22 protein-coding genes are annotated in these 22,817 nt (G+C 71.2%); 7 read left to right on the top strand and 15 right to left on the bottom strand.

From position 1 onward, the window contains the following. Nucleotides 1–59 precede the first annotated feature (59 nt). Together ACL02U_RS13915 and ACL02U_RS13910 are read right to left on the bottom strand one after the other, a co-directional pair. Nucleotides 60–797 carry a hypothetical protein gene (locus ACL02U_RS13915; RefSeq protein WP_412791098.1) on the bottom strand — a complete coding sequence of 246 codons (738 nt, stop codon included), beginning with the start codon at nucleotides 795–797 and terminating at the stop codon, nucleotides 60–62. 303 nt (nucleotides 798–1,100) lie between these two features. Beyond that, nucleotides 1,101–1,730 carry a TetR/AcrR family transcriptional regulator gene (locus tag ACL02U_RS13910; protein ID WP_412791097.1) on the bottom strand — a complete coding sequence of 210 codons (630 nt, stop codon included), beginning with the start codon at nucleotides 1,728–1,730 and terminating at the stop codon, nucleotides 1,101–1,103. A 231-nt stretch (nucleotides 1,731–1,961) separates the two neighbouring features. On the opposite strand from ACL02U_RS13910, the gene ACL02U_RS13905 reads away from it, so the two are divergent. The 4 genes from ACL02U_RS13905 (at nucleotide 1,962) to ACL02U_RS13890 (ending at nucleotide 6,583) form a co-directional block, all read left to right on the top strand. Further along, a complete protein-coding gene (locus ACL02U_RS13905) occupies nucleotides 1,962–2,933 on the top strand; it encodes a tetratricopeptide repeat protein (protein WP_412791096.1) in 972 nt (323 codons plus the stop codon). 673 nt (nucleotides 2,934–3,606) lie between these two features. After that, a complete protein-coding gene (locus ACL02U_RS13900) occupies nucleotides 3,607–4,260 on the top strand; it encodes a DUF6230 family protein (protein WP_412791095.1) in 654 nt (217 codons plus the stop codon). 138 nt (nucleotides 4,261–4,398) lie between these two features. After that, the gene (locus ACL02U_RS13895; RefSeq protein WP_412791094.1) at nucleotides 4,399–5,169 is read left to right on the top strand and encodes a DUF6114 domain-containing protein; all 771 of its coding nucleotides are present in this window, start codon (nucleotides 4,399–4,401) and stop codon (nucleotides 5,167–5,169) included. Nucleotides 5,170–5,287: 118 nt separating this feature from the next. Next, nucleotides 5,288–6,583, top strand: coding sequence for a hypothetical protein (locus tag ACL02U_RS13890; protein ID WP_412791093.1), 1,296 nt, complete (start codon nucleotides 5,288–5,290; stop codon nucleotides 6,581–6,583). 228 nt (nucleotides 6,584–6,811) lie between these two features. On the opposite strand, the gene ACL02U_RS13885 is transcribed toward ACL02U_RS13890, so the two are convergent. From ACL02U_RS13885 to pta, 5 genes are all read right to left on the bottom strand, one after another. After that, nucleotides 6,812–7,417, bottom strand: coding sequence for a hypothetical protein (locus ACL02U_RS13885; RefSeq protein ID WP_412791092.1), 606 nt, complete (start codon nucleotides 7,415–7,417; stop codon nucleotides 6,812–6,814). Nucleotides 7,418–7,565: 148 nt separating this feature from the next. Further along, complete coding sequence (locus ACL02U_RS13880; RefSeq protein WP_412791091.1) at nucleotides 7,566–8,900, bottom strand: hypothetical protein; 1,335 nt, start codon at nucleotides 8,898–8,900, stop codon at nucleotides 7,566–7,568. 578 nt (nucleotides 8,901–9,478) lie between these two features. Then, on the bottom strand, nucleotides 9,479–10,909 hold the full coding sequence (gene pyk / locus ACL02U_RS13875) for a pyruvate kinase (protein ID WP_412791090.1): 1,431 nt from the start codon (nucleotides 10,907–10,909) through the stop codon (nucleotides 9,479–9,481). An 83-nt stretch (nucleotides 10,910–10,992) separates the two neighbouring features. Continuing rightward, complete coding sequence (locus ACL02U_RS13870) at nucleotides 10,993–12,204, bottom strand: acetate kinase (RefSeq protein WP_412791089.1); 1,212 nt, start codon at nucleotides 12,202–12,204, stop codon at nucleotides 10,993–10,995. Beyond that, on the bottom strand, nucleotides 12,201–14,303 hold the full coding sequence (pta, locus tag ACL02U_RS13865) for a phosphate acetyltransferase (RefSeq protein ID WP_412791088.1): 2,103 nt from the start codon (nucleotides 14,301–14,303) through the stop codon (nucleotides 12,201–12,203). Before pta ends, ACL02U_RS13870 begins: the two co-directional genes overlap by 4 nt. Nucleotides 14,304–14,480: 177 nt before the next feature. Between pta and ACL02U_RS13860 the strand changes: the two genes are divergently transcribed. Next, complete coding sequence (locus ACL02U_RS13860) at nucleotides 14,481–15,506, top strand: ATP-dependent 6-phosphofructokinase (protein WP_412791087.1); 1,026 nt, start codon at nucleotides 14,481–14,483, stop codon at nucleotides 15,504–15,506. A gap of 92 nt (nucleotides 15,507–15,598) precedes the next feature. On the opposite strand, the gene ACL02U_RS13855 is transcribed toward ACL02U_RS13860, so the two are convergent. The 8 genes from ACL02U_RS13855 to ACL02U_RS13820 all read right to left on the bottom strand — a co-directional run bounded on the left by ACL02U_RS13855 (nucleotide 15,599) and on the right by ACL02U_RS13820 (nucleotide 20,919). Beyond that, complete coding sequence (locus ACL02U_RS13855; protein ID WP_412791086.1) at nucleotides 15,599–16,186, bottom strand: TetR/AcrR family transcriptional regulator; 588 nt, start codon at nucleotides 16,184–16,186, stop codon at nucleotides 15,599–15,601. A 28-nt stretch (nucleotides 16,187–16,214) separates the two neighbouring features. Next, entirely contained in the window at nucleotides 16,215–16,943 is a 729-nt protein-coding gene (locus ACL02U_RS13850) for an ABC transporter ATP-binding protein (RefSeq protein ID WP_412791085.1), read from the bottom strand. After that, nucleotides 16,940–18,058, bottom strand: coding sequence for an ABC transporter permease (locus ACL02U_RS13845; RefSeq protein WP_412791084.1), 1,119 nt, complete (start codon nucleotides 18,056–18,058; stop codon nucleotides 16,940–16,942). The genes ACL02U_RS13850 and ACL02U_RS13845 overlap by 4 nt, the downstream gene beginning before the upstream one ends. 17 nt (nucleotides 18,059–18,075) lie before the next feature. Next, complete coding sequence (locus ACL02U_RS13840; RefSeq protein WP_412791083.1) at nucleotides 18,076–18,372, bottom strand: antibiotic biosynthesis monooxygenase family protein; 297 nt, start codon at nucleotides 18,370–18,372, stop codon at nucleotides 18,076–18,078. Nucleotides 18,373–18,731: 359 nt separating this feature from the next. Next, nucleotides 18,732–19,451, bottom strand: a complete 720-nt coding sequence (locus ACL02U_RS13835; protein WP_412791082.1) for a helix-turn-helix domain-containing protein — start codon at nucleotides 19,449–19,451, stop codon at nucleotides 18,732–18,734. A 124-nt stretch (nucleotides 19,452–19,575) separates the two neighbouring features. Next, entirely contained in the window at nucleotides 19,576–19,767 is a 192-nt protein-coding gene (locus ACL02U_RS13830) for a hypothetical protein (protein WP_412791081.1), read from the bottom strand. Nucleotides 19,768–19,866: 99 nt separating this feature from the next. Then, nucleotides 19,867–20,058, bottom strand: a complete 192-nt coding sequence (locus tag ACL02U_RS13825; protein WP_412791080.1) for a hypothetical protein — start codon at nucleotides 20,056–20,058, stop codon at nucleotides 19,867–19,869. A 9-nt stretch (nucleotides 20,059–20,067) separates the two neighbouring features. Beyond that, nucleotides 20,068–20,919 (bottom strand): helix-turn-helix domain-containing protein, encoded by an 852-nt coding sequence (locus tag ACL02U_RS13820; RefSeq protein ID WP_412791079.1) that lies wholly within the window; start codon nucleotides 20,917–20,919, stop codon nucleotides 20,068–20,070. 305 nt (nucleotides 20,920–21,224) lie between these two features. Between ACL02U_RS13820 and ACL02U_RS13815 the strand changes: the two genes are divergently transcribed. Together ACL02U_RS13815 and ACL02U_RS13810 are read left to right on the top strand one after the other, a co-directional pair. After that, a complete protein-coding gene (locus ACL02U_RS13815; RefSeq protein ID WP_412791078.1) occupies nucleotides 21,225–21,725 on the top strand; it encodes an ATP-binding protein in 501 nt (166 codons plus the stop codon). Nucleotides 21,726–21,822: 97 nt separating this feature from the next. Then, nucleotides 21,823–22,440 carry a TOPRIM nucleotidyl transferase/hydrolase domain-containing protein gene (locus tag ACL02U_RS13810; protein WP_412791077.1) on the top strand — a complete coding sequence of 206 codons (618 nt, stop codon included), beginning with the start codon at nucleotides 21,823–21,825 and terminating at the stop codon, nucleotides 22,438–22,440. Nucleotides 22,441–22,817 lie beyond the last annotated feature (377 nt).

The raw sequence follows: 22,817 nt of genomic DNA, 5'->3' as shown, positions 1-22,817 counted from the left end.
GGGAATTCGTTGCGCCTGCGTCGAGCGGGCTTGGGCGCCCCGCATCAGAGCGTTCCGTATCAGCTCAGCTTCGCCAGCTGCGCCTTGATGGTCGCCTCCGGAATCGCGCTCTTCTCCGGCGTCAGCATGTTGACGCCGTAGAACGCGGCGATGACCCCGTCCTTGCGGACCACCGTGTACGTCATCGGCACGGACTTCTTCGCGACGGTCATCGTGATCCGGTAGCCGACCGCCTCGTCGCCGAGCGCGGGGTCCTTCAGCCGCTTCGCGTCCTTGTAGGTGAGGCCGAGGGTCTTGAAGCCCTTCGGGCACTTCTCCAGTGACGTGCGCAGGTCGGACATGACCTGCTTGGCGTTCTTCTCCGAGTGGGAGGCCAGCCACATCGAGCCGACCGTGGCGTTCTTCGCCTCCGAGGGCTCCAGCGAGCGGTGTTCCACGCTCACCGCCGGGATGTGGGTGTAGCCGCCGGCCAGGCTGGCCAGCGGCTGGCACTCGGCCTTGTCGGCCTTCATGTCCAGGCCCGCTTCCGCATCGGCCTCGGAAACCTGCTTGAACTCGTATCCCCCGCTCTTCCCGGAGAGCGTCGCCGTTTTCAGCTTCTGCGGGTCCAGCGCGCCGATCCGCTTCGCCTCGGCGGAGGCCTTTGCCGCCGGACTGGTCGGTGAGCTCTCGGCGGTCGGTGAAGCCTTTTCGTTCTTGGCTCCGTCGGTGTCTTTGTCGCTGCTGCACGCGGATACCGCGAGCAGTCCCGGCAGCAGGACGGCCACGGCAACGGCCTTACGTATTCTTGTGGTCATTCCTGACATTTCTCTTCGGTCGGAGCATCGGCGAATTGATCTTACCCAGGAAATCGGACGGCCGGGTTTTCTCCACCGCCTGCGTTCATCGATGCGGCGAACACCGCGCGCCACGGCCCGCGGCCGTGGCGCGGGGATCTGCGAGCAGCGCACTTCCGCGACGCCCGTGGACGCCCGGACGCGGGCGAACCGCTCGTGGCCCGTCGGGTCCGGTGGACCCTCCCGGTGGGAGTGGCGGCGGGACATCCCGCGTGCCGCCGGTGCGGCCGGGCCGCCCGGCGCCCGTGAGCGGCGAAGCAGGCGTCAGCCGGTTGCGGAGGTGGCGGACAGCCCGTTGAGCAGGAGCTGGGTGAGGTCCCGGGCCCACTGCGCGTCGACCACGGCGTCGCTCACCAGTGCGCGGTGGACGACCGCGCCGGCGACCACGTCGAAGATGAGGTCGGCGGTGCGGGCGGCCTCCACCGGGTCGTTCTCCCGCGGCAGTTCCCCGCGGCGCTGGGCGCGGGCGCGGCCGGCCAGGACCAGTCGCTTCTGGCGGTCCACGATCGACTCGCGGATGCGGGTGCGCAGGGCTTCGTCCCGGGTGGACTCGGCGACCACCGCCATCAGGCCGCTCTTGGCCTCCGGGTGGGACAGGATCGCCGCGAACTGCAGCACGACGCCCTCGATGTCGGCGGCCAGGCTGCCGCGGTCGGGCAGGGTCAGCTCGTCGAAGAGTTCCGCGACCGCGTCGACCACCAGCTCGTTCTTCCCGGACCAACGGCGGTAGAGCGTCGTTTTGGCCACTTTGGCCCGCGTCGCCACGTCCCCGAGGGTGAGTTTGGACCAGCCCAGCTCGACCAGCGCCGCCCGCGTCGCGGCCAGGATGGCCGTGTCCGCGGCGGCACTGCGCGGACGCCCGGGGCGTCCGGTGGCGGGGGTGCGGCTCTGCATGCGATGACGATAACCGGCCGTTCCCCGGCGTCGGTGAGGGAGATCACCGGGGCGGGGTGTCGCGGAGGCCGTCGGCGGTATTACGCTACGACTCGTAGCGAAAGCTCGTGGTGGACTTCCACGGGCGACGACCACTGGCGCGGGTGGGGACCCGGCGCCGACAGCACACCGCGGGACGGGCTCGGACCGGACCGTTTTCACGCACGGGCGCGGACGGGGGAGGATAGGCGTATGCAGCCACGGAACATGTCCATGAGCGGCGTCGTCGACCTCGCCGCGGTGAAGGCGGCCCAGGAGGCCAAGGCCAAGGCCGAGCAGGCGCGCGCCGAGGCCGCCCGGCAGGGTGGGACGGGGGCCGTCTCGCCGGCCGACCTCGTCGTCGACGTCGACGAAGCCGGATTCGAGAGCGATGTCCTGCAGCGCTCCGCCGAGGTACCCGTCGTCATCGACTTCTGGGCCGAGTGGTGCCAGCCCTGCAAGCAGCTCAGCCCCGTCCTGGAGCGGCTGGCCGTCGAGTACAGCGGACGGTTCGTGCTCGCCAAGATCGACGTCGACGCCAACCAGATGCTGATGCAGCAGTTCGGCATCCAGGGGATCCCGGCCGTCTTCGCCGTCGTCGCCGGGCAGGCGCTCCCCCTCTTCCAGGGGGCGGCCGGCGAACAGCAGATCAGGGAGACGCTCGACCAACTCGTCGAGGTCGCCGAGCAGCGCTTCGGTCTGACCGGCCTGAACGTCGACGCGGACGCCGCCCCGGGCGGCGACGCCCCGGCCGAGCAGCCCGCCGGCCCGTACGACGCCGCACTGAACGCGGCCGCGCAGGCCCTGGACGCGGGAGACCTGGCCGGCGCCGTCCAGGCGTACAAGAACGTCCTCGCCGACGATCCGGCGCACCCCGAGGCCAAACTGGGCCTGGCACAGGCGGAACTGCTCCAGCGGGTGCAGGGCCTGGACCCGCAGCAGGTGCGCAAGGACGCCGCCGAACGCCCGACCGACGTGCCGGCGCAGATCACCGCGGCCGACCTGGACCTGGTCGGCGGACACGTCGAGGACGCCTTCGGCCGGCTCGTCGAGACGGTGGGGCGGACCGCGGGTGACGATCGCGACGCCGCGCGGCGCCGGCTCCTGGAGCTGTTCGAGGTCGTGGGGGCCGAGGACCCGCGGGTGGCCGCCGCCCGGCGCGCGCTGGCGCGTGCCCTCTTCTGAGTCGGGCCGGGGCCCGCTCCCGAGCGGGGTGGTGACCCCGTTCTGAACGGTTGCTGAACGCCGGGCCCTGTGAGGCCCGGCTGAAAGTTCCGCCGCCCGTCGGTGACAGCGGCCGCGCTTTGCCAAAACTTGGCAATCGCGGCCGCTGTTACTTCCAGTAAGTCGACGGCGTCGACCTGTCGGACTCTGTCCGGCAATCAACGATTTTGTACCGGCCCCCAGTTGCACCCTGCGTCGCCGAACGGGCCCGCTGCGGCACGGCCCGGTTATCCGGCCGTTACTAGCGAGTAACGAACCCCCTTGTGCGGGCGGCGAGAATGCACCACGATCGGCGACGCTCGGTCCAATACCCGTACCCCGGCACCCGGTCGGGCCGCGGACATCCTTGGGTCCCCACCGAGCAGAGCGGGCGGCAGTGACGTCCGCTCTCGGACAGGGGGGTCTTCGCCCACCCGGCGGAGCCTGTCCAGCAAGGTTGTGCGTGATGCGTGTCAGGCGCGACCAGTGGTTGTCGCTCGGGGGTGATCGCCGGTGATCGGGGCGTTGTTGCAGCGCCGCCGAGCGCGGGTGCTCTCCTTCCCGAGGACGTCGCACTTCTCCCATCCCTGCCCGGCCGAGCCGCCGTCGAGGGGCGAGCCGGAGTCAGGCGATGTACGTCCGAGAAGGAGGAAATATGGAGTCCCAGGTGCGTGGCGGGACCAGATGGAAGCGGTTCGCTGTGGTCATGGTGCCCAGCGTCGCCGCGACGGCCGCGATAGGCGTCGCCCTGGCACAGGGTGCGCTGGCCGCGTCGTTCAGCGTGTCGGGGCAGTCCTTCAAGGTGACTGCCGACTCGCTGCACGGGGACGGCTTCTCCCAGTACGGGGCCATCGACCAGGGTTACACCCTGGCCGGTAAGAGCGCGATGCACCCCGTCGCCGTGTCGGCGTTCAACACCGCGCGGATCAAGAACATGTGCCAGTCCGTCGTCACGCCCAACGTTCCGGTGCTGGGTTCGGTGAGCCTGCAGCTGACCGCGGGCAACAGCAGTGACGAGGCGAAGCAGGTCCATGCCGAGAACCTGTACATCGACGTCGAGGACCTCGGCGCCGATGCCACGTTCAAGGGCATCGACATCGGTGTGGCCGGCGGGGACCTGAGCAAGGGCCCCAAGATGAAGCCGGGCGAGGTGAGCCAGCAGCGCGCCAACCCGTACGGCTTCGCCCAGCAGGCGACCTCGGCCGACCTCACCGGCGTCTCGCAGCGTGCGTGGGCGACCACCGCCGGCACCTTCAAGCTGCCGGGCCTGCACATGAAGCTCATGGCCGGCACGCACGAGTGCCCCTGAGCATGCTGTGACGGGCGGGGACGCCGCCGGCGCCCCCGCCTGTTCCCTCTCCGCTCCACTCCGTCTCCACCCCCACGCTCCTCGCGCCCCCCACGCGAGACCCTCACCACAGCTACGCCGCACCAGGGAGCTTTTTCCATGAGCGCCGAGACTCCTGCCGCCGCACCCGGCCAGTTCACCCGCCGGAGGCTGCAGTTCCGCGCCTGGCGGGGCACGCGACCGTTCTGGGCCGGCCTGTTCGTCCTGATCGGCGGTCTGCCGATCATGTACTTCCCTTACGCGCACCTGCAGCTCGGCCACCTCACGCTCGCGATGTCCACCACCGCGGGCGCCGGCTCCCTGATCATCGGCGTGCTGCTGGTCGTCCTGGGCATCAGCCTCTGGTTCCAGAGGCACGTGCAGGTCTTCGCCGGTGTCGCGGCGATCCTGCTCGGGCTGGTCTCCATCCCGGTGTCCAACTTCGGCGGCTTCGTCGTCGGCTTCCTCTTCGCCCTCATCGGCGGAGCGATGGCCGTGTCGTGGGCGCCGGGCGTTCCGCCGGAGGCGGAGCCGGCGGCCGCAGCGGAGGAAGCCGCCGGAACGGTCGACGGCGCCCCCGAGGGCGCGGCGGCCGAGGACCCCGACACCGCGGTACTCGCCCCGGCGACCGGGCCCGAGCCGGCGACCGGGCCCGAGCCGGCGACCGGGCCCGAGCCGGTGCACGGGCACGAGGCGGCGACCGAACACGAGCCCCAGCCGACGACCGAACACCAGCTCCAGCCGGTGACCGGGCAGGAGCCCGAGCCGTCGCACGCGCCCCACCCGGTGGATACCCCGGCGCAGGACGCCGCGGTGGAGGCGGGCGAGCCGAACGACCTGTCAGGAACGAGCCCGGCGAACGGGGCGAACGGGAGGCACAGTGCCGGCTGACGAGGTGACTCACGGGACGGACGCGGACGCGTCCCGGGTGAGGACCGGCCCGCGCCACGCGGCGCCCAGGAGGCCGCTGTTCACCAGGTTCCACATGCCGGCCGGCAAGGCGATAGCCATGGCGGCGATGCCGACGGCGGTCCTGATGGGCATGGGGTTCACCCCGACGCTCGCGGTGGCCGACGGCAACCCGTCGCCCTCCAACAGCCAACTGGCCGACGACTACAAGGACTGCGTCACCGCCCTGGACCAGGGCTCCGCGGACGCCTCGGCGACCCCGTCGCCCACCGCGTCGAAGAACACCACGGCGACGGACTCGAAGGACTCCGGGGGAGCCAAGAGCTCCTCGGGCGGTACGTCCGGGTCCAAGGCGAAGTCCTCGACGGGCGACGGTTCCGGCAGCAAGACCTCTTCGCCGGCTTCAGGTGCCGACGACAAGGCCGCGCCCCAGCCGTCCGCTTCGCCCTCCCCGAGCACCGCGGCCTCCGACGGCGGCTCCTCCGGCGGTACGTCCTCGGACGGCACCGCGACGCCGAGCCCGTCGCCCACCGAGACCGACAAGAACCTGCTGGAGACCGTCGGCGACGCGCTCAAGGACGTCGGGCAGGCCATCACCGACGTGTTCACCGGGGGCGGCGGTGACTCCGCCACCACGACCGGCGGGCAGACCCCCGCTCCCTCCGCCTCCTCCTCGCCCTCCGCGAGCACCGGCGCGGGCACGTCCGACACCGCGGACACGAGCACCGCCAAGGCCGCGGAGCCGACCGCGGGCAAGACTGCGGACCCGGTCCGGGACACCGCCCGCAAGGTCACGGCGAAGGTCGAGAAGACCACCGGCACGGCCACCAAGGCCGCCGGGGACACCGCCGGCACGGTCAAGGAGGCGGCGGCCGCCGCGTCCCCGAGCCCCACGGCGTCCACGACCGCGGACCCGGACTGCCAGGCCCAGGCCGCCACCGAAGCGGTGAGCGGCGTCGACAACAAGGTGGCGGTGGCGGACCACCCCTGGTACCTGGAGGCCAGTTCGCTGCTGCTGAAGGGCGCGGACTACCAGGGCGTGGTCGAGGTGAGGACCGCCGGCGGCAAGACCAAGAAGGTGCTCAAGTACGTCATCTCCGGCGGCACCGACATCGGCGACCTGCACCAACTGGTCAAGGACGACAAGATCGGCAAGACCTACCACGTGCAGGCGGCCAAGGGATCGACGTCCACGATCCGCAACGGCGACACGGTGATGTACACCGAGTCCATCTCCGGCAACCTCTTCGGGCTGATCCCGATCACGTTCAGCCCGGACAGCCCGCCGCCGCTGAACATCCCGCTCATCTACTTCACCCACGTGAAGGTCGTCCAGGCCGCCCAGTTCGGCGGCGACCTGCACATCCCCGGAATGCACGTCTACACCACCGACTGAGCATTCCCGCAGACCCGTTCGGGAGCCGCACAAGAGCTGAGGGCGCCCCCTCCAGGGGGCGCCCTCAGCCGCGTGCACCGGAGCAGTCCCGTTCCGGCCGGAGCGCTGCCGGCCGGACGGGCCGGCTTCCGCGCCCGGCCGGGGCGTCGTCGAGTTCGGCTGCGCGGTGCGGGAGGTAGACGGCGTTCCTCCCCGACAAGGCCCTGGAGGGGAACGCCGTCCGTGTCGTTATCCTGGTTCGACCAGGTACTTGACGCAGTCCACGACGTACTCGCCGTATTGGAGAGTCGTCCCGATGGCGTCCAGCCTCGCGTATTCCTCGAGGGAAAGCGAGGCATCTGCGGCGCAGTTGATCGCTCTCAGCAGTACTCGGAACGCCACGTCCGGGGTGCAGGCTCGTGCGCAGTCGATGAGCGCTGCCCGCACCTCAGTCTCCAGAAACCGTGCGGCTTCGATCTCGGTGACGACCGGGTCGAGGACAGCCCTACCGTCCTCCGCGTCGGGCCCGCTCAACGGGCGGCCTTCCGTGCTCGCCGACAGTCGAGCATCACACAGGTCGACGACGGTCCGCGTCCACTCGGCTCCTCCCCCCAGAGATTGCAGGCACGGCATGTACGGGGCACCGGCGTACCACAGCACCTCCAGCGTCTGCGAGGGAAGGATTCTGAGAGCCCGCGCGTCACGGCGCACTGCCAGGGCCTCCTCTTCGGCGACCGGCTCCTCGAGGTGCCGGGCGACTACGTCGGCCGCTGTGGCCCCTTCGTGGATCCAGTCCTGGTGGAAGAACCCCATCACCCACGAGACACCGAAGTCGAACTCCGTGAAGCGTGGCATGGACCCCACCTCCTCACTTCGGGTAGCACGTCTGCACGTAGAAACCACCCTTGTGGCCCTTGGCGCGAACGAGGTTGATGCAGTAGCTGTTGCCCGCGACCTTGACGGTCTCATCCGGGTGGTAGGCCTTGCCTGGGTCGTCAGGCGGTCAAGCGGGCCGTACCAGTTGTTCCAGCGCCTCCATGACGTGGTGCTCGCCAAACCCGAACCGCCTGCCGAGTGCCTGGTAGTGGCTGTACTGCTCCTGGGTGAGGTACGGGGCCGCAAGCGTGAGCAACCGCAACAGCAGCCGGAAGCCCAGGTCGGGATCCACGTCGGTGACGACCTCCTCCACGGCGCCCAGCGCACTCGCACCGGGAATCGCATCCCAGTGCGGGCCGATGGCCGCTTCTCTCAGAAGCGGTGTCGCCTCCCGCAGCGCCCGCAATGCGGCGTCCCGGAGATCGGTCCGGACAGGTACCTCGGCATGGTGGTAGTGCGGGGCAACGCCCCTCAGGCGCTCTTCGCACACGTCTTCGATCAGTCGGAGCCAGTCTCGTGCGTCGAGACCGAGGTGGTCGATGTTGTAGCCCCGGCCCGAGGCGGACAACCACAGAGCGGTGATCGTCTCGGCGCGCAGTGAGGAGTCGATCAGGCGGCGTGCGTCCGCGAGCAGCAGTGCCGCGGCCGAGCCCGGGGTTTGGGCGCTGTCGTCGGCGGCCGCGGCCTGCCGGACACGTTCGCGTGCGGTGTCCTCCTGCCAGACTCCTTCGAACCACGCCGTGAGCCCTGAGAGACCGAAGTCGTCCGACGCGTCACGCCGCGCCGTGTCGATGGGCGGCCACAGTACGTTCAGTCCGTCGTACACCAGCGGTCCCGGCCAGCCGAGTGCGGTGTCCAACGCCATGAGGCGGTCGTACTGTTCCTTGCCGACAGGTACGTCGTACACCTTCAGCACGCGCAGGAGGAGCCTGAGCCCAAGGTCGCCGTCGCCTTCACGGGCGACCGCCTCCAGTGATTCGGCAACCGCATCAGGTGGCAGGCCGACGCGGTCGTTCTCTGCGACGGCGCGGGCCAGCGGGTCCGCGGATGCGCGGATCTCCGCGGCGACGGCCTCGCGTAGTCCCTCCTCCGCGATGACCGGCCGAACGAGCCAGTGCCCGGGATCCGGCTCACGGTTGTGCTCCGGCCAGCTCTCCGCGAGTCGACGCAGCCAGCCGCGGACGCCCGACTCGTACTCCGCCGGATCAAACTGCCCGTGCGTGGCCGCGAGCCACGCAGTGCGGATGACCCCGTCCGGCAGGGCGGAGTCCAGCAGACAGTGCACATCTACGCTCAGCTCGAGCGCGCCCTCGCCCTCACAGACAGCGGCCACTTCGGACGCGAGACGCAGTGACTGCGCCGCGTCGGGAGCCCTGGCCGTCGCGGACAGTTTCCGGGCGAGTGCGCTGAGGCCGAAGTCGTCCTCGTAGAAGCTGCCGTACTGCTCACGCTGTCTCGCCATGAGAGTGCCCCCTGCCTCCGGAGACTGCTGGGTGGGCCCGTGTTCTTGCCTGGACGGGCCCACCCAACGTGGATATAGGTCGTTCACGCCACGTGTCTCGATGCACGCCGAATAGGTGCCCGTTACCTGGGCAAGGGGGGAGGGCTTGGACACGATGACGCCCTCGTGGCCGTTCTTGCCGGGCAACCTCTTGAGGACTGCTCGGCCCTCGTTCCCCGCAGTCTCCGCGGGGCCGCTCCCCCCGTTGCGCCGCTCTGTCGTGCACCGGGACACGTGCGGACTGGTCAGGTCCGTCCGGGAACGGTCACCACCCTAGGCACACCCAAGATCCACGGACAAGAGCATTTCCCTGAACAGCGGTTACCGACGGTTGCGGCGGTCGCGAGAGTGACCGGCCGACAGCTGTGCGCACCTTGTGAGGTGCACCACCCCCGTCGGGTCGGCGCGGGCGCTCGGCCTCCTCCGTGCGTGAGGGGCGAAGGGGGCCGCCGTGCCGATGCCGCACACACCACCGAGGGCACCCCTCGGAAGGGGTGCCCTCGGTGGTGTATGCGGAAGCCGTGGCGGAGTCGCCCGGGTCAGTCCCGTTCGCCGCTGCCCAGGTGGTGGACGCGGACCATGTTGGTGGTGCCGGGGACACCGGGGGGCGAGCCGGCCGTGATGATGACGGTGTCGCCGTTGTTGAAGCGGTTCAGCCGGACGACCTCCTGGTCGACCAGGTCGACCATCTCGTCGGTGCTGTTCACGAACGGCACCACGTGCGACTCCACGCCCCAGCTCAGCGCGAGCTGGTTGCGGGTGCTCTCCTCGGTGGTGAAGGCGAGGATCGGCTGGGTGGCGCGGTAGCGGGACAGGCGGCGGGCGGTGTCGCCGGACTTGGTGAAGGCGACCAGGCCCTTCGCGCCCAGGAAGTCGGCGATCTCGCAGGCCGCACGGGCCACCGAACCGCCCTGGGTGCGCGGCTTCTTGCCCTGGACCAGCGGCTGCAGGCCCTTGCTCAGCAGCTCGTCCTCGGCCGCCGAGACGATCTTCGACATGGTCTTGACGGTCTCGATCGGGTACGCGCCCACACTCGACTCGGCCGACAGCATGACCGCGTCGGCGCCGTCCAGGATCGCGTTGGCCACGTCGGAGGCCTCGGCGCGCGTCGGCCGCGAGTTGGTGATCATGGATTCCATCATCTGGGTGGCCACGATCACCGGCTTGGCGTTGCGCCGGCACAGCTCGATCAGGCGCTTCTGCACCATCGGGACCTTCTCGAGCGGATACTCCACGGCCAGGTCGCCGCGCGCCACCATGACGCCGTCGAAGGCCATCACGACGGCCTCCATGTTGGCCACCGCCTGCGGCTTCTCCACCTTGGCGATGACCGGGACGCGGCGGCCCTCCTCGTCCATGACCTTGTGGACGTCGGCGACGTCCCGGGCGTCGCGGACGAAGGACAGGGCGACCAGGTCGCAGCCCATCCGCAGCGCGAAGCGCAGGTCCTCGACGTCCTTCTCGCTCAGCGCGGGCACGTTCACGGCCGCGCCGGGCAGGTTGATGCCCTTGTGGTCGGAGATGACGCCGCCCTCGATGACGATCGTCCGCACCCGCGGCCCGTCGACCTCGGTGACCTTCAGTTCGACGTTGCCGTCGTTGATGAGGACCTGGTCGCCCTTGGTCACGTCGCCGGGCAGGCCCTTGTAGGTGGTGCCGCAGATCTGCTTGTCGCCGGGCACGTCCTCGGTGGTGATGACGAACTCGTCACCGCGCTCCAGCTCGACCGGGCCCTCGGCGAAGGTCTCCAGGCGGATCTTCGGGCCCTGCAGGTCGGCGAGGACGCCGATGGCGCGGCCGGTCTCCTTGGACGCGGCGCGGACGCGGTCGTAGCGTCCCTGGTGCTCGGCGTGGCTGCCGTGGCTGAAGTTGAAACGGGCCACGTTCATGCCGGCTTCGATGAGGGCGACGAGTTGCTCGTGGGAGTCGACCGCGGGGCCGAGGGTACAGACGATTTTCGAACGGCGCATGGGGCGATCCTATCGGTTTGTATCGCTGCGGAATATTCCGGCTGGCGGAAGCTACAAATGAGGAACCGGGTGCTCAGGTGGGCTCAGTCGTGCTTTCCGACCAGCGCGTAGGTCTGTGTCGCGATTTCCAGTTCTTCGTCCGTCGGTACCACGGCCACCGCCACCCGCGCACCCGCGGGCGAGATCAGCCGCGGCCCGTCCGCCCGCGCCGCGTTCAGCTCGCCGTCCACGGCCAGCCCCAGCCCCTCCAGGCCCGCCACGGCCGCCTCCCGCACGGGCGCCGCGTTCTCCCCGACCCCCGCCGTGAAGGCCACGGCGTCCACCGTGCCGAGCACCGCGCAGTAGGCGCCGATGTACTTCCGCAAGCGGTGGACGTAGATGTCGAAGGCCAGCCGGGCCCGCTCGTCGCCCTCGTCGACGCGGCGGCGGATCTCCCGCATGTCGTTGTCCCCGCACAGTCCGATCAGCCCGCTCCTCTTGTTGAGGAGGGTGTCGATCTCGTCGGCGGACATTCCGCCGACACGCATCAGATGGAAGATGACGGCCGGGTCCAGGTCCCCCGAGCGGGTACCCATCACCAGCCCCTCCAGCGGGGTGAGGCCCATGGAGGTGTCCACGCACCGGCCGCCGCGCACGGCGGAGGCGGAGGCCCCGTTGCCCAGGTGCAGCACGATGACGTTCACCTCTTCCGGCGACCTGCCCAGCAGCTCCGCCGTCGCACGGGAGACGTACGCGTGCGAGGTGCCGTGGAAGCCGTAGCGCCGGATGCGGTGCGCGTCGGCGGTCTCCACGTCGATGGCGTAGCGGGCGGCCGACTCGGGCATCGTGGTGTGGAACGCAGTGTCGAAGACCGCCACCTGCGGCAGGTCCGGGCGCAGCGCCCGGGCGGTCCGGATGCCGGTGAGGTTGGCCGGGTTGTGCAGCGGGGCGAGGGGGATCAGCCGCTCGATCTCCGCGAGCACGGTGTCGTCGATCACGGTCGGCTCGGTGAACCGCCTGCCGCCGTGCACGACCCGGTGCCCGATCGCGGCCAGCTCCGGGGAGTCCAGCCCCAGGCCGTCCCGGGCGAGTTCCCCGGCCACGGCCTTCAGCGCGGCGTCGTGGTCGGCGATCGGACCGGTGACCTCCCGGGTCCCGGTGCCCGCGGCGAGCGGGGTGTGCTTCAGACGGGAGGTCTGCTCGCCGATCCGCTCGACCAGACCCGCCGCCAGCCGGCTTCCGTCGCGCATGTCGAGCAGCCGGTACTTCACCGACGAGGAACCGGAGTTGAGGACGAGGACGCGGGTCGCGGTCACTGCTGCGCCGCCTTCCGGCTCGGGGCCGCCAGGGCGTACTGGGCCTGTATCGCCGTGATGGCGACGGTGTTCACGATGTCCTGGACGAGGGCGCCCCGGGAGAGGTCGTTGACCGGCTTGCGCAGACCCTGGAGCACCGGCCCCACGGCGATGGCGCCGGCCGAGCGCTGCACGGCCTTGTAGGTGTTGTTGCCGGTGTTCAGGTCGGGGAAGATCAGCACGGTGGCCTGCCCGGCGACCTCCGATCCGGGCAGCTTGGTCGCGGCGACGGTCGGCTCGACCGCGGCGTCGTACTGGATCGGCCCCTCGATCTTCAGGTCGGGCCGGCGGCCGCGCACGATCTCGGTGGCCTCCCGCACCTTGTCGACGTCCGCACCGGACCCGGAGGTGCCGGTGGAGTACGACAGCATCGCGATCCGCGGCTCGACGCCGAACCGCGCCGCGGTCGCCGCCGACTGCACGGCGATGTCGGCGAGCTGCTCGGCGTCCGGGTCGGGGTTGACCGCGCAGTCCCCGTAGACGAGCACCTTGTCGGCCAGGCACATGAAGAACACCGACGACACGATCGAGGCGTCCGGGTCGGTCTTGATGATCTCGAACGCGGGCCGGATCGTCGCGGCCGTGGAGTGCACCGACCCCGACACCATCCCGTCGGCCAGGCCCTCCTGCACCATCAGCGTCCCGAAGTAGTTGGCGTCGGACACGACGTCGTAGGCCAGCTCCACGGTGACCCCCTTGTGCGCCCGGTACAGGGCGTACTGCTCGGCGAAGGAGTCGCGCAGCGAACTGGTGGCCGGGTCGATCAGCTGGGTGTCGTTGAGGGCGATACCGAGGTCGGCGGCCTTCTTGCGGATCTGCTCGACCGGCCCCAGCAGGGTCAGCTCGCAGACGCCGCGCCGCAGCAGCACCTCCGCCGCGTGCAGCACCCGCTCCTCGGTGCCCTCGGGCAGGACCACCCGGCGCAGGTCCGAACGGGCCTGCTCGAGCAGCTTGTGCTCGAACATCATCGGCGTCACCCGGTCGGTGCTCGGCGCCGACACCCGCTTCAGCAGGCCGGCGGTGTCGACATGCCGTTCGAACAGGCCGATCGCGGTCTCCGCCTTGCGCGGGGTGGCCGCGTTCAGCTTGCCCTCCAGGGCGAACAACTGCTCGGCGGTGGGGAAGCTGTAGCCGGGCACCGAGACCACGGGGGTGCCGGGGGCGAGCCGGGAGGCGAGCGCGAGGATCTCGTCGCCGGGCCGCTCGTCCAGGGTCAGCAGCACCCCGGCTATCGGCGGGGTCCCGGCGTTGTGCGCGGCCAGGGCGCCGATCACCAGGTCGGCGCGGTCGCCCGGCGTCACGACCATGCAGCCCGGGGTCAGGGCGCTGAGGAAGATCGGCAGCATCGCCCCGCCGAAGACGAAGTCCAGCGCGTCCCGGGCCAGACCGGCGTCGTCGCCGAGCAGCACCTCCCCGCCGAGCGTGTGGGTGATCTGCGCGATCGTCGGTGCCGACAGGGCGGGTTCGTCGGGAAGCACGTAGCAGGGCACCGGCAGCCGGTCCGCGAGCCGCCCGGCGATCTCGTCGCGGTCCTCGCGGGCCACCCGGTTGGCCACCATGGCGAGCACGTCGCAGCCCAGCCCGTCGTAGGCGCGGAAGGCGTTGCGGGTCTCGGCGAGCACCGCCTCCGCGGACTGCTTCCGCCCGCCCACGACGGGGATCACCGAGGCGGCGAACTCGTTCGCCATCCGCGCGTTGAGGGACAGCTCGTCCGGGAGCTGGGTGTCGGCGTAGTCGGTGCCCAGGACCAGCACCACGTCGTAGTCCCGCGCCACCAGGTGGAACCGGTCCACCAGCGTGGACAGCAGCTCGTCCGTGCCCTGCTCGGCCTGGAGCGCCGAGGCCTCCGGGTACGTCATGCCGTACACCGTCGCCGGGTCCTGGGCCAGCCGGTAGCGGGCGCGCAGCAGCTCGAAGAGCCGGTCGGGCCCGTCGTGCACGAGCGGACGGAAGACACCCACCCGGTCGACCTGCCTGGTCAGGAGCTCCATGACCCCCAGTTCGACGACCTGACGCCCGTCGCCGCGGTCGATACCGGTCACGTACACGCTGCGCGTCACGTGTGATCTCCGTTCCGTCTCCGTCGCTGCACGAAAATCGCCCACCGAGGTGAGCAGAATCCTCTTGACAGTACCCCTGGGCACAAGTAAGGCGCCCGCCAGGACGTGGTCGTACCGGGGACGTGAAAGAATCGACCCGGCTCACCGGTACCCACAGCGAGCAGGAGACAGAGCACGATGCGCATCGGAGTCCTCACCGCAGGCGGCGACTGCCCCGGGCTGAACGCCGTCATCCGATCGGTCGTGCACCGCGCGGTGACCCACTACGGCGACGAGGTGATCGGCTTCGAGGACGGCTACGCGGGACTGCTCGACGGCCGCTACCGCACCCTCGACCTGAACGCGGTGAGCGGCATCCTCGCCCGCGGCGGCACCATCCTCGGCTCCTCCCGCCTGGAGCGCGACCGGCTCCGCGAGGCCTGCGAGAACGCCCCCGACGTCGCCCGCGAATTCGGTATCGACGTGCTGATCCCGATCGGCGGCGAGGGCACGCTGACCGCGGCCCGCATGCTCTCCGACGCGGGCCTGCAGGTGGTCGGCGTCCCCAAGACCATCGACAACGACATCTCCGCCACCGACCGCACCTTCGGCTTCGACACCGCCGTCGGCGTCGCCACGGAGGCCATGGACCGCCTGAAGACCACGGCCGAGTCCCACCAGCGGGTCATGGTCGTCGAGGTCATGGGCCGGCACGCCGGCTGGATCGCGCTGGAGTCCGGCATGGCCGCCGGCGCGCACGGCATCTGCCTGCCCGAGCGCCCCTTCGACCCCGCCCACCTGGTCAAGATGGTCGAGGAGCGGTTCGCCCGCGGCAAGAAGTTCGCCGTCGTCTGCGTCGCCGAGGGCGCCCACCCCGCCGAGGGCAGCATGGACTACGGCAAGGGCGAGATCGACCAGTTCGGCCACGAGCGCTTCCAGGGCATCGGCACCGCCCTCGCCCACGAGCTGGAGCGCCGCCTCGGCAAGGAGGCCCGGCCGGTCATCCTCGGCCACGTCCAGCGCGGCGGCACCCCGACCGCCTACGACCGCGTCCTCGCCACCCGCTTCGGCTGGCACGCGATGGAGGCGGCGCACCGCGGCGACTTCGGCCGGATGACCGCGCTGCGCGGCACCGACATCATGATGGTGCCGCTGGCGGAGGCCGTCACCGAGCTGAAGCGGGTGCCGAAGGACCGGATGGACGAGGCGGAGTCGGTCTACTAGGGGTGACCCGAAGGCCCCGCGCGGAGGTTTCCCCGCACGCCCCGGGGTCCCGGTGCCGCTCTCAGCGGGGTGGGGCCCGGGAGCCGGTCGGGCTACTCGTCGGTGGCCGGGGTCAGGCCGTGGTGGAGGAGGGCGAGGACGCGGTCGGCGACCCGGTCGGGGTCGCCGCCCTGCTCGACGGCCGCCATGGCCGCCTGGACGGTGCCGCCGACGAGTTGGCCGGTCAGCGCCGACGTCGCGCCCGTCATGGCGGTGATCGCTTCTCCGAGAGGGGCGTAGTGCTGCCGGTGGAGTTCGTGGACGCGGGCCAGGCACTCGGGCGGAAGGTCGGCCTGCATCAGCGCCTTCGCCGGACGGTGGGCGCCCCGGGCGGCGAGGTGGAGTTCGGCGCGGACGAAGGCGTCGACCTGAGCGGCGGGTTCGTGCACGTCGGTGAGGGCCCGGGCGGTGGCGGTGTCGGCGGCGGTGAACGCCTCTTCGACGATGGCGGCGAGCAGCGCGGCGGCGGAGGGGAAGTACTGGTAGAAGCTGGACCGGGCGAGTCCCGCGCGGGCGCCGACCGCGGCCGGGGTGACGGCGGCGGCGCCCTGTTCGACGAGGACGTCGACGGCGGCCTGGATCAGCGCGGCGCGTTGCTGGGCACGGTGCTCGGCGACGGTGGCTGCGTTGATCTTCGGCATGGGGCGGGACGGCCTTCCGGTGACGGGTTCAGCTGAGGCGGCCGTCCCGCAGGTTCAGGACGCGGTCGGCCGCGTCCAGTATCTCGTGGTCGTGGGTGACCATGACGGTGGCGGTGCGGTGGGTGCGGGTCTGCTCGGCGAGCAGGTCGACGATGTCGCGGGCACGGGCGCGGTCCAGCGCGGAGGTCGGTTCGTCCACGAGCAGGACCTCGGGGGCGAGGACGAGCGCACGTGCGATGCCGACGCGCTGGCGCTCACCCCCGGAGAGCTGGTCGGGGCGCCGGTCGGCACGGGCCGTCATGCCGACGGCCTCGAGCAGCTCGTCCGCGCGGCGACGCACTTCCGCGGTGAGGCGGCCGGCGACGTGAGCGGTGAGCAGCAGCTGCTCACGTGCGGTGAGGGAGGCGAAGAGGTTGGCCTGCTGGAAGACGTAGCCGATGTGGCGGCGGCGGTGGGCGGTGCGCCGGTGTTCCTTGAGGGCGGTCAGGTCGACATCGGCGACGTGGACGGACCCGTCGCCGGGGGTCTGCAGACCGCCGGCGACCGCGAGGAGGCTGGACTTGCCCGATCCGGAGGGCCCGGTGACGGCGACGAACTCCCCCCGGGCGACGGCCAGGTCGACGTGGTCGAGTGCGGTGACGCGCTGCCGGTCGTGCCCCAGGTGCAGGGTGACGCCGGTCAGGCGCAGCACGGTGGACCGCGGCGGCGCCTCGGCGGTGTGCTCGGGTGCGGGGGCGGGACGGTTCGTCGGTTTCATCGGTCGGCTCCGAGTGCGCTGAGGGCCTGGATCTTGGTGATGCGGCGGATGGCGACGGCGGCACCGGCCAGTCCCAGTCCGATCAGCAGGACGGCGGCCAGGGTGACCTGGCCGGCCTGGAGGGAGAAGGGCGCCGACCCGTTCATGGCTCCGCCCAGGGCCAGGCCCGCCGCGGTTCCTGCGGCGGTGGCGGCGAGGAGGACGGTCGCGGCCTGGGTGAGGGCGTCGCGCAGGATGTAGCCGGTTGACGCGCCGATCGCCTTGAGCAGGGCGATCTCATGGCGGCGCTGAATGGTCCACACGGTGAAGAAGGAGCCGACCACCAGCGCGGAGATGGCGTAGAGGAAGCCGCGGATGAGTGCCATCGTGCTGGACTCGGCGGTGTAGCCGGGGGAGGCGGCGTAGGTGCCGGTCTTGCCGACGGTGTGCGTTCCCAGCCGGCGGTCGACGGCCGCGGTGTCGGCGCCGGGGGCGAGCTGCAGGGCGACGGCGGTCGCCTGGTGGGCGGCGGCGGCCGGAAGCGTGCCGGGCAGACCGTAGTGGAGTCGCTGCCACAGCGGCAGGGGCGCGTAGACGACTCCCACGTGTCCGAAGGAGGCGTGGCCGATCGTGCCGATGACGGTCAGTTCCGTCCCGGCCTGGCCGGCGGTGAGGTGGTCGCCGATCCCGACGCCTTCCTGGGTGATCTCCTCACTGACGAGAACACCGGTCGAGCCGTCGGACAGCGGTTTGCCGGACGACGGCGAAGGGGCCAGGAACCCCGTGGGCCGCACCCCCAGCACGGCCAGGTCGAGCTGCTTGCCGTCCGGGCCGCCGAGTTGGGCGTGCACCAGTTGCTGTCCGAACGGCTCGGCCCTGCGGACGCCGCGCTGTCCGGCCCACCGGTGCGCGGTGTCGGTGGTGACGGTGGAGCGGGAGAACAGCTCCCCCGTGGCGGACTTGTCGAAGGCGATGTGGGAGACCGGGAGGGCGCGCAGGGCGGAGATGCCGGAGTCCGCGAGGCCGCTGGCGAGTCCCGAGAGGATGACACCGAGGACGGCGATCATGCCGACCACGGCGGCGATGAGGGCGAACCGCCCGCGGGCGAAGCGCAGATCGCGCAGAGCGAGGAACACGGGAGGGATCCTTCGGTTCAGGCGCCGACGGCGGCGACGGTCTCGAAGGTCTCCACGCCGCCGCCCGTCCCACCGGTGGACGGCCCGTGGGCGGCGCGGAAGGCGTCGGACCTCGTCCAGGCCGTGAACGCCTCACGGGACGTGAAGTCCATGACCGCCACGTACGCCCCGCCTTCCTGCTGCGGGCGCAGCAGCCGCGCGCCGAGCAGTCCCGCCACCGGGGGCAGCGTCTCGCGCATGGTGGCCGCGAACCGCTCCTCGAACGCCGCCGCGCCGGCCGTGGGGACCGGTATCCGGTTCATGACCGTGTACATCCGACAATCACCTGTTCCATTCCAGGGCAGAGCGAAGACACCGGCAGGGTTTGCCGACGCCAGTGTCGGCATCCTAGCCGAGGTTGTCGACACTCCTGTCGGTAAGGGTGGTCGGGCGGTCGCCTCGCGCCGGAAACCGCACCGCAGACGCGGCCGGAATCCGCACCGCAGACGCGCCGGAAACCGCACGGCGGGTGCGTCGGCAGGTCGGCAGGTGTTCGTGGAGCGGGCGCGAGTGGAGTCGGTGTACCGCGGGGGCGTGGCGTCGGGGTGCGCTCCGCCGCGGATCGGCCGCGAGCCCTGCTCGGCCGGTCCGCTCGCCGCCTCGGTCCGCTCAGGCGGTCCGCTCGCCGCCTCGCTCAGCCGGTCCGCTCGCCGACCGCGGTCCAGAAGGTGTCCACGATCCGGTCCAGGAAGTCCCGCCCGGACCGGCTGGAGTCCCCGCTGCCGCCGCCCCAGCTCAGGGTGGCGGCCATGTGTCCCTGGTAGTCCAGGTGCAGCTCCTGCAGCACCTCCTCCAGCATGCGCCGGCTCAGCGGCGCGATCTTCCCCACCGGCCGTACGTACCCCTGCCAGCGCGTGCTCGCCGCGCTGCGCAGCAGTTCGGCGAGTTTCTCCTCCCGCCCGGTCACGGCCACGAAGTCCGGCAGCGCCAGCGCCAGCACCTCCGCCAGCGCCGCCGACTGGCGCTCGCTGCCGCGCCACGACCCGCTCTCCTCCATCCGCAGGTACGCGGGCAGGGCGACGCCGACCGCCCGGGCCACGTCCTCGGGTGCGACGCCCCGCGCGATGCGGTGCTCGCGCAGCGTGCGTGGCCTGCCGAGCAGCTCTCCGGGGGAGCACCACAGCACGCCCGCCAGCGCGGTCAGCTCCGGACCCGCGGGGGAGGCGATCCCGCGCTCCCAGGCGATCACCAGGTCGGGGCTGACGTGGAGCAGCCCGTAGGACACCCGCATGTGGTGGGCGACGTGCTCGGGGCCCATTCCGAGACCGGCGCGGAGGCGTCGGGCGGCGGGGGCGTTGAACGGGAGACCCGGCGGCGGCCCGGGCTGGTTCGGTGGAGCGGAGGGATGGCGCATCCGCGACAAGCTAGGGCAACGCCCGCTGTGCTGACTACGGTCGGTTCGCCCAGGAACACGTGTTGTGCGAACCTACGCTTCCGTAGGTAACGCGCCTTGACCTGCTCCGCCGTCGTCCCGGTGGCTACAGCAGGTGGTCGGCGTGGCCGGCCTTGATGCCGTGGATGAGGGCGCGGAGTGCCTCGCGGGAGTCGGTGAGGGGGTGGTCCTCCCGGCCGGCCACGGCGATGTAGGCGTTGCCGGCGGCGTCGGTGCCTATGCGGAAGCAGTTGGCGCCCTCCCCGCAGAAGGGCTTCTCCCAGGTGATGTCGGCCATGGCGGTTCTCCTAGAGGTCGGCGGCCAGAGTGTGGATGAAGTCGCGTCGGAGTACTGGCACGGGGGCAGTTGCTGTTCGGCCGGTCGCCGTCCCGGTGGCTACAGCAGGTGGTCGGCGTGGCCGGCCTTGATGCCGTGGATGAGGGCGCGGAGTGCCTCGCGGGAGTCGGTGAGGGGGTGGTCCTCCCGGCCGGCCACGGCGATGTAGGCGTTGCCGGCGGCGTCGGTGCCTATGCGGAAGCAGTTGGCGCCTTCGGCGCAGAAGGGCTCTTCCCAGGTGATGTCCGGCATGGTGCCTCCTCAGGGCTGGCGGGTGAGTTCATGAATGAAGTCGCGTGATGCTTCCGGTGAGAGCGATGCCGTCTCCATCCAGTCCAAGTGGGACCGGTACTTGTCCAGTTGTGACTGTCCGTGAGTGAACTCGGGTCCGTGGGCTGAGTCCAGCTCCACTGTGTCCAGTTGAGGCACGGGTCCCTCGGCGTAGACGACGGACTGCCCTGCGCCGGGGAAGGCCCCTGCCTTGAAAGGAATGACGCGCACGGTGATGTTGTCGTGCTCGGACACGTCGCACAGATGACTCAGTTGCGCCCGCATCACCTTCGGGCCGCCGAACTCCACGCGCAGGGCGGCCTCGTGGACGTAGCCGGTGTACGCGACGGGATGCTCGCGGTGCAGTACCTGCTGACGCTGCATGCGCTGCGCCACCCGCAGTTCGATCTCTGCGGCTGACAGGGGAGGGAGCGCGGCAGTGAACAGGCTTCGCGCGTATCCGTCGGATTGGAGTAGGCCTGGCACGTGCATGGCCAAGCCGGCGCGAATGTTTCTGGCGTTCCACTCCAGTTCCGCGATGTCGAGCAGTCCGGCGGGGAGTTGGCCACGGTATGCCTCCCACCAGCCGCGTTTCCGGTTACCGGCCATGTCGGCGAGGGCGTCGATGTACGCCTCGTCGCGGCAGGCGTAGTTGCAGGCCAGTACGCGGACCCGTTCCGGCGTGATCGCACGAACACCCGCCTCCATGTTGGACACCTTCGTGCGGTCGATCCCGAGCAGTCCGGCTGCGTACTCCGTCGTCACGCCTGCGGCGAGGCGCATCTTTCGGAGTTCTGCACCCACTCGTTTCTGTCGCTGCGTGGGGGTCGACCTCGGTGGCATCTGTTCGCTCCTCCAGCTGTTCCGGGCCAAGTCTGCCGTCAAGCTCGTGAGTTGGTCCAACTCTGGAGTGGTAATTGCCGCTGTGCGGTGGCAAAGAGCCACTGCTGTCTCTTACGGTCGGTGATGAGCCGCATACGACCAGGTGCAGTCGGAAGTGCATCGCGCGGGCCTGCCCGGAACCTCCTTCCCCGGGAGGGGCGGGTCCGCGCCGGGGAGACAGGCCACCGGCTGCCGCTCGGGTCGTCGGCTCGACCGTCGTCGCGCGCAACACCCGCGCGTTCGCGCACACCCGGAGGAGCCCGTCCATGAACGCACCCGTGACCGCCTCGGCCTGCCCGCTCTCCACCGATGACCACGGGACACCGCCACCGTCCCCCGACACCCTCGCCTACAGCCTCACCCTGCCCGCAGGACCGGCGAGTTCGGGGGTGGCGCGGGCGGCCACCCGCACCGCCCTGCGCACACACGGCCTCGCGGACATGACGAACGCGGCCGTGCAGGTCGTAGGCGAACTCGCCGCCTGCGCAGACCGGTTCACTCCGGGCTGCGAGGTGTACGTGTCGCTGCGGTACCGCGACGGGGCCCTGCGAGTGGTCCTTTACGACGGGCACCCTCGGCACGTCCACCCCCGGCTCTCCGCCGCCTGCGACGCGCGGAGGCGGGCGGCCCTGCGGGTGCTTGCGTGCGTGGTGCGGGCCTGTGCGGGGGAGTGGGGCTTCGGGGAGGCGCGTGAGCCCGGGGGAGGCACGCGGATGTGGGCGGTGGTGCCCTGGCGGGGAGCGCGGGCGTACGCGGGCAGGGGGTGAGCGGTCGGCTCCCGGGTCCGGGGTGCCCGCTCACCGCCGGTGACGCCGCCCGCGAAAACCCCTCGCGCGACCGGCGGATCGGGCCGAGACTTGTCCGATGGCCGACATGGACGCGTTCCGGGATGCCGTCGCCGCGTGGGCGGCGGGTGGCCCCGGCGACCCGGCGCGGGTGCTCGCCGACCGGCTCGCCGTGCGGACGGCCGTCCTGCTCGAAGGGCGGAGCGACGTCGCGGCGGTCGACGCGCTGGCCGCGATCCGCGGCCGGGACCCGGAGGCCGAGGGGGTCTGCGTCCTGTCGATGGGCGGTGCCATGAGCGTCGGGCGCCACGCCCGGCTCCTCGGCCCGCCCGGCCTGGGCCTCCGCCTCACCGGGCTGTGCGACGAACGGGAGCACCCCTACTACGTCCGCGCCTTCGAACAGGTCGGTGCGTCCCCGCGGGACTTCTTCGTCTGCGCGGCGGACCTGGAGGACGAGCTCATCCGCGCCCTGGGTGTGGCGCGGGTGGAGGAACTCGTCGGCGAGGAGGGCGACCTGCGTGCCCTGCGGACCTTCCTGCGCCAGCCCGCTCAACTGGGCCGTCCTCCGCAGCAGCAGTTACGGCGCTTCCTCGGGACGAAGAAGGGCCGCAAGGTCCACTACGGCCGGGTCCTCGTCGAGGCCCTCGACCCCGGCCGCGTCCCGGACCCGCTCGACGCGTTGCTCTCCTGCCTCTGACCGCCGGACCCACGTTGGCGGCCGACCGCGGCGAAGCCTGCCTGGACCGGTTCGCGGACCGGTGCCACGCCCTGCTTGCCGAGCAGGAGGTCGGCGTCTGCGTCTCCCGGTCCCCTCAGCAGGCGTGGTCCGCACGGGATTCACGCGGAAGGCCCCGGCGTTCACGTCGGGGCCGGATGCCTCCCGGGACTGTTCCGGCGTGCCCGTCGGAGTGGAGCGTCGACCTCGCCGCACTCCGCCCGGAATCGGAGATCGGAATTCACGCGGCGGCACCGGGCCGGGGTTTCCGGTGGCGGACGGAATCCAATCCGGGGTCCGTTTCCCTCCCCCACCTCAGAGGACGCTCAAGATCATTGCGCTCGGGCCGGGCACCTTGA

Source organism: Streptomyces sp. MS06, assembly GCF_047200655.1.
Lineage (GTDB): Bacteria > Actinomycetota > Actinomycetes > Streptomycetales > Streptomycetaceae > Streptomyces.
The sequence above is the reverse complement of the archived record's forward strand: the minus strand, read 5'-3'. Positions and strand labels throughout refer to the sequence as shown.

Bases quoted from the DNA above. Each gene is read 5' to 3' on its own strand.
- ACL02U_RS13860 (WP_412791087.1), top strand. From the start codon at position 14,481: ATGCGCATCGGAGTCCTCACCGCAGGCGGCGACTGCCCCGGGCTGAAC.
- ACL02U_RS13915 (WP_412791098.1), bottom strand. From the start codon at position 797: ATGACCACAAGAATACGTAAGGCCGTTGCCGTGGCCGTCCTGCTGCCG.
- ACL02U_RS13825 (WP_412791080.1), bottom strand. From the start codon at position 20,058: ATGCCGGACATCACCTGGGAAGAGCCCTTCTGCGCCGAAGGCGCCAAC.
- ACL02U_RS13850 (WP_412791085.1), bottom strand. From the start codon at position 16,943: ATGAAACCGACGAACCGTCCCGCCCCCGCACCCGAGCACACCGCCGAG.
- ACL02U_RS13855 (WP_412791086.1), bottom strand. From the start codon at position 16,186: ATGCCGAAGATCAACGCAGCCACCGTCGCCGAGCACCGTGCCCAGCAA.
- ACL02U_RS13885 (WP_412791092.1), bottom strand. From the start codon at position 7,417: ATGCCACGCTTCACGGAGTTCGACTTCGGTGTCTCGTGGGTGATGGGG.
- ACL02U_RS13835 (WP_412791082.1), bottom strand. From the start codon at position 19,451: ATGCGCCATCCCTCCGCTCCACCGAACCAGCCCGGGCCGCCGCCGGGT.
- pyk (WP_412791090.1), bottom strand. From the start codon at position 10,909: ATGCGCCGTTCGAAAATCGTCTGTACCCTCGGCCCCGCGGTCGACTCC.
- ACL02U_RS13830 (WP_412791081.1), bottom strand. From the start codon at position 19,767: ATGGCCGACATCACCTGGGAGAAGCCCTTCTGCGGGGAGGGCGCCAAC.
- ACL02U_RS13820 (WP_412791079.1), bottom strand. From the start codon at position 20,919: ATGCCACCGAGGTCGACCCCCACGCAGCGACAGAAACGAGTGGGTGCA.
- ACL02U_RS13880 (WP_412791091.1), bottom strand. From the start codon at position 8,900: ATGGCGAGACAGCGTGAGCAGTACGGCAGCTTCTACGAGGACGACTTC.
- ACL02U_RS13905 (WP_412791096.1), top strand. From the start codon at position 1,962: ATGCAGCCACGGAACATGTCCATGAGCGGCGTCGTCGACCTCGCCGCG.
- ACL02U_RS13900 (WP_412791095.1), top strand. From the start codon at position 3,607: ATGGAGTCCCAGGTGCGTGGCGGGACCAGATGGAAGCGGTTCGCTGTG.
- ACL02U_RS13890 (WP_412791093.1), top strand. From the start codon at position 5,288: ATGGCGGCGATGCCGACGGCGGTCCTGATGGGCATGGGGTTCACCCCG.
- ACL02U_RS13810 (WP_412791077.1), top strand. From the start codon at position 21,823: ATGGCCGACATGGACGCGTTCCGGGATGCCGTCGCCGCGTGGGCGGCG.
- ACL02U_RS13840 (WP_412791083.1), bottom strand. From the start codon at position 18,372: ATGTACACGGTCATGAACCGGATACCGGTCCCCACGGCCGGCGCGGCG.
- ACL02U_RS13910 (WP_412791097.1), bottom strand. From the start codon at position 1,730: ATGCAGAGCCGCACCCCCGCCACCGGACGCCCCGGGCGTCCGCGCAGT.
- ACL02U_RS13895 (WP_412791094.1), top strand. From the start codon at position 4,399: ATGAGCGCCGAGACTCCTGCCGCCGCACCCGGCCAGTTCACCCGCCGG.
- ACL02U_RS13815 (WP_412791078.1), top strand. From the start codon at position 21,225: ATGAACGCACCCGTGACCGCCTCGGCCTGCCCGCTCTCCACCGATGAC.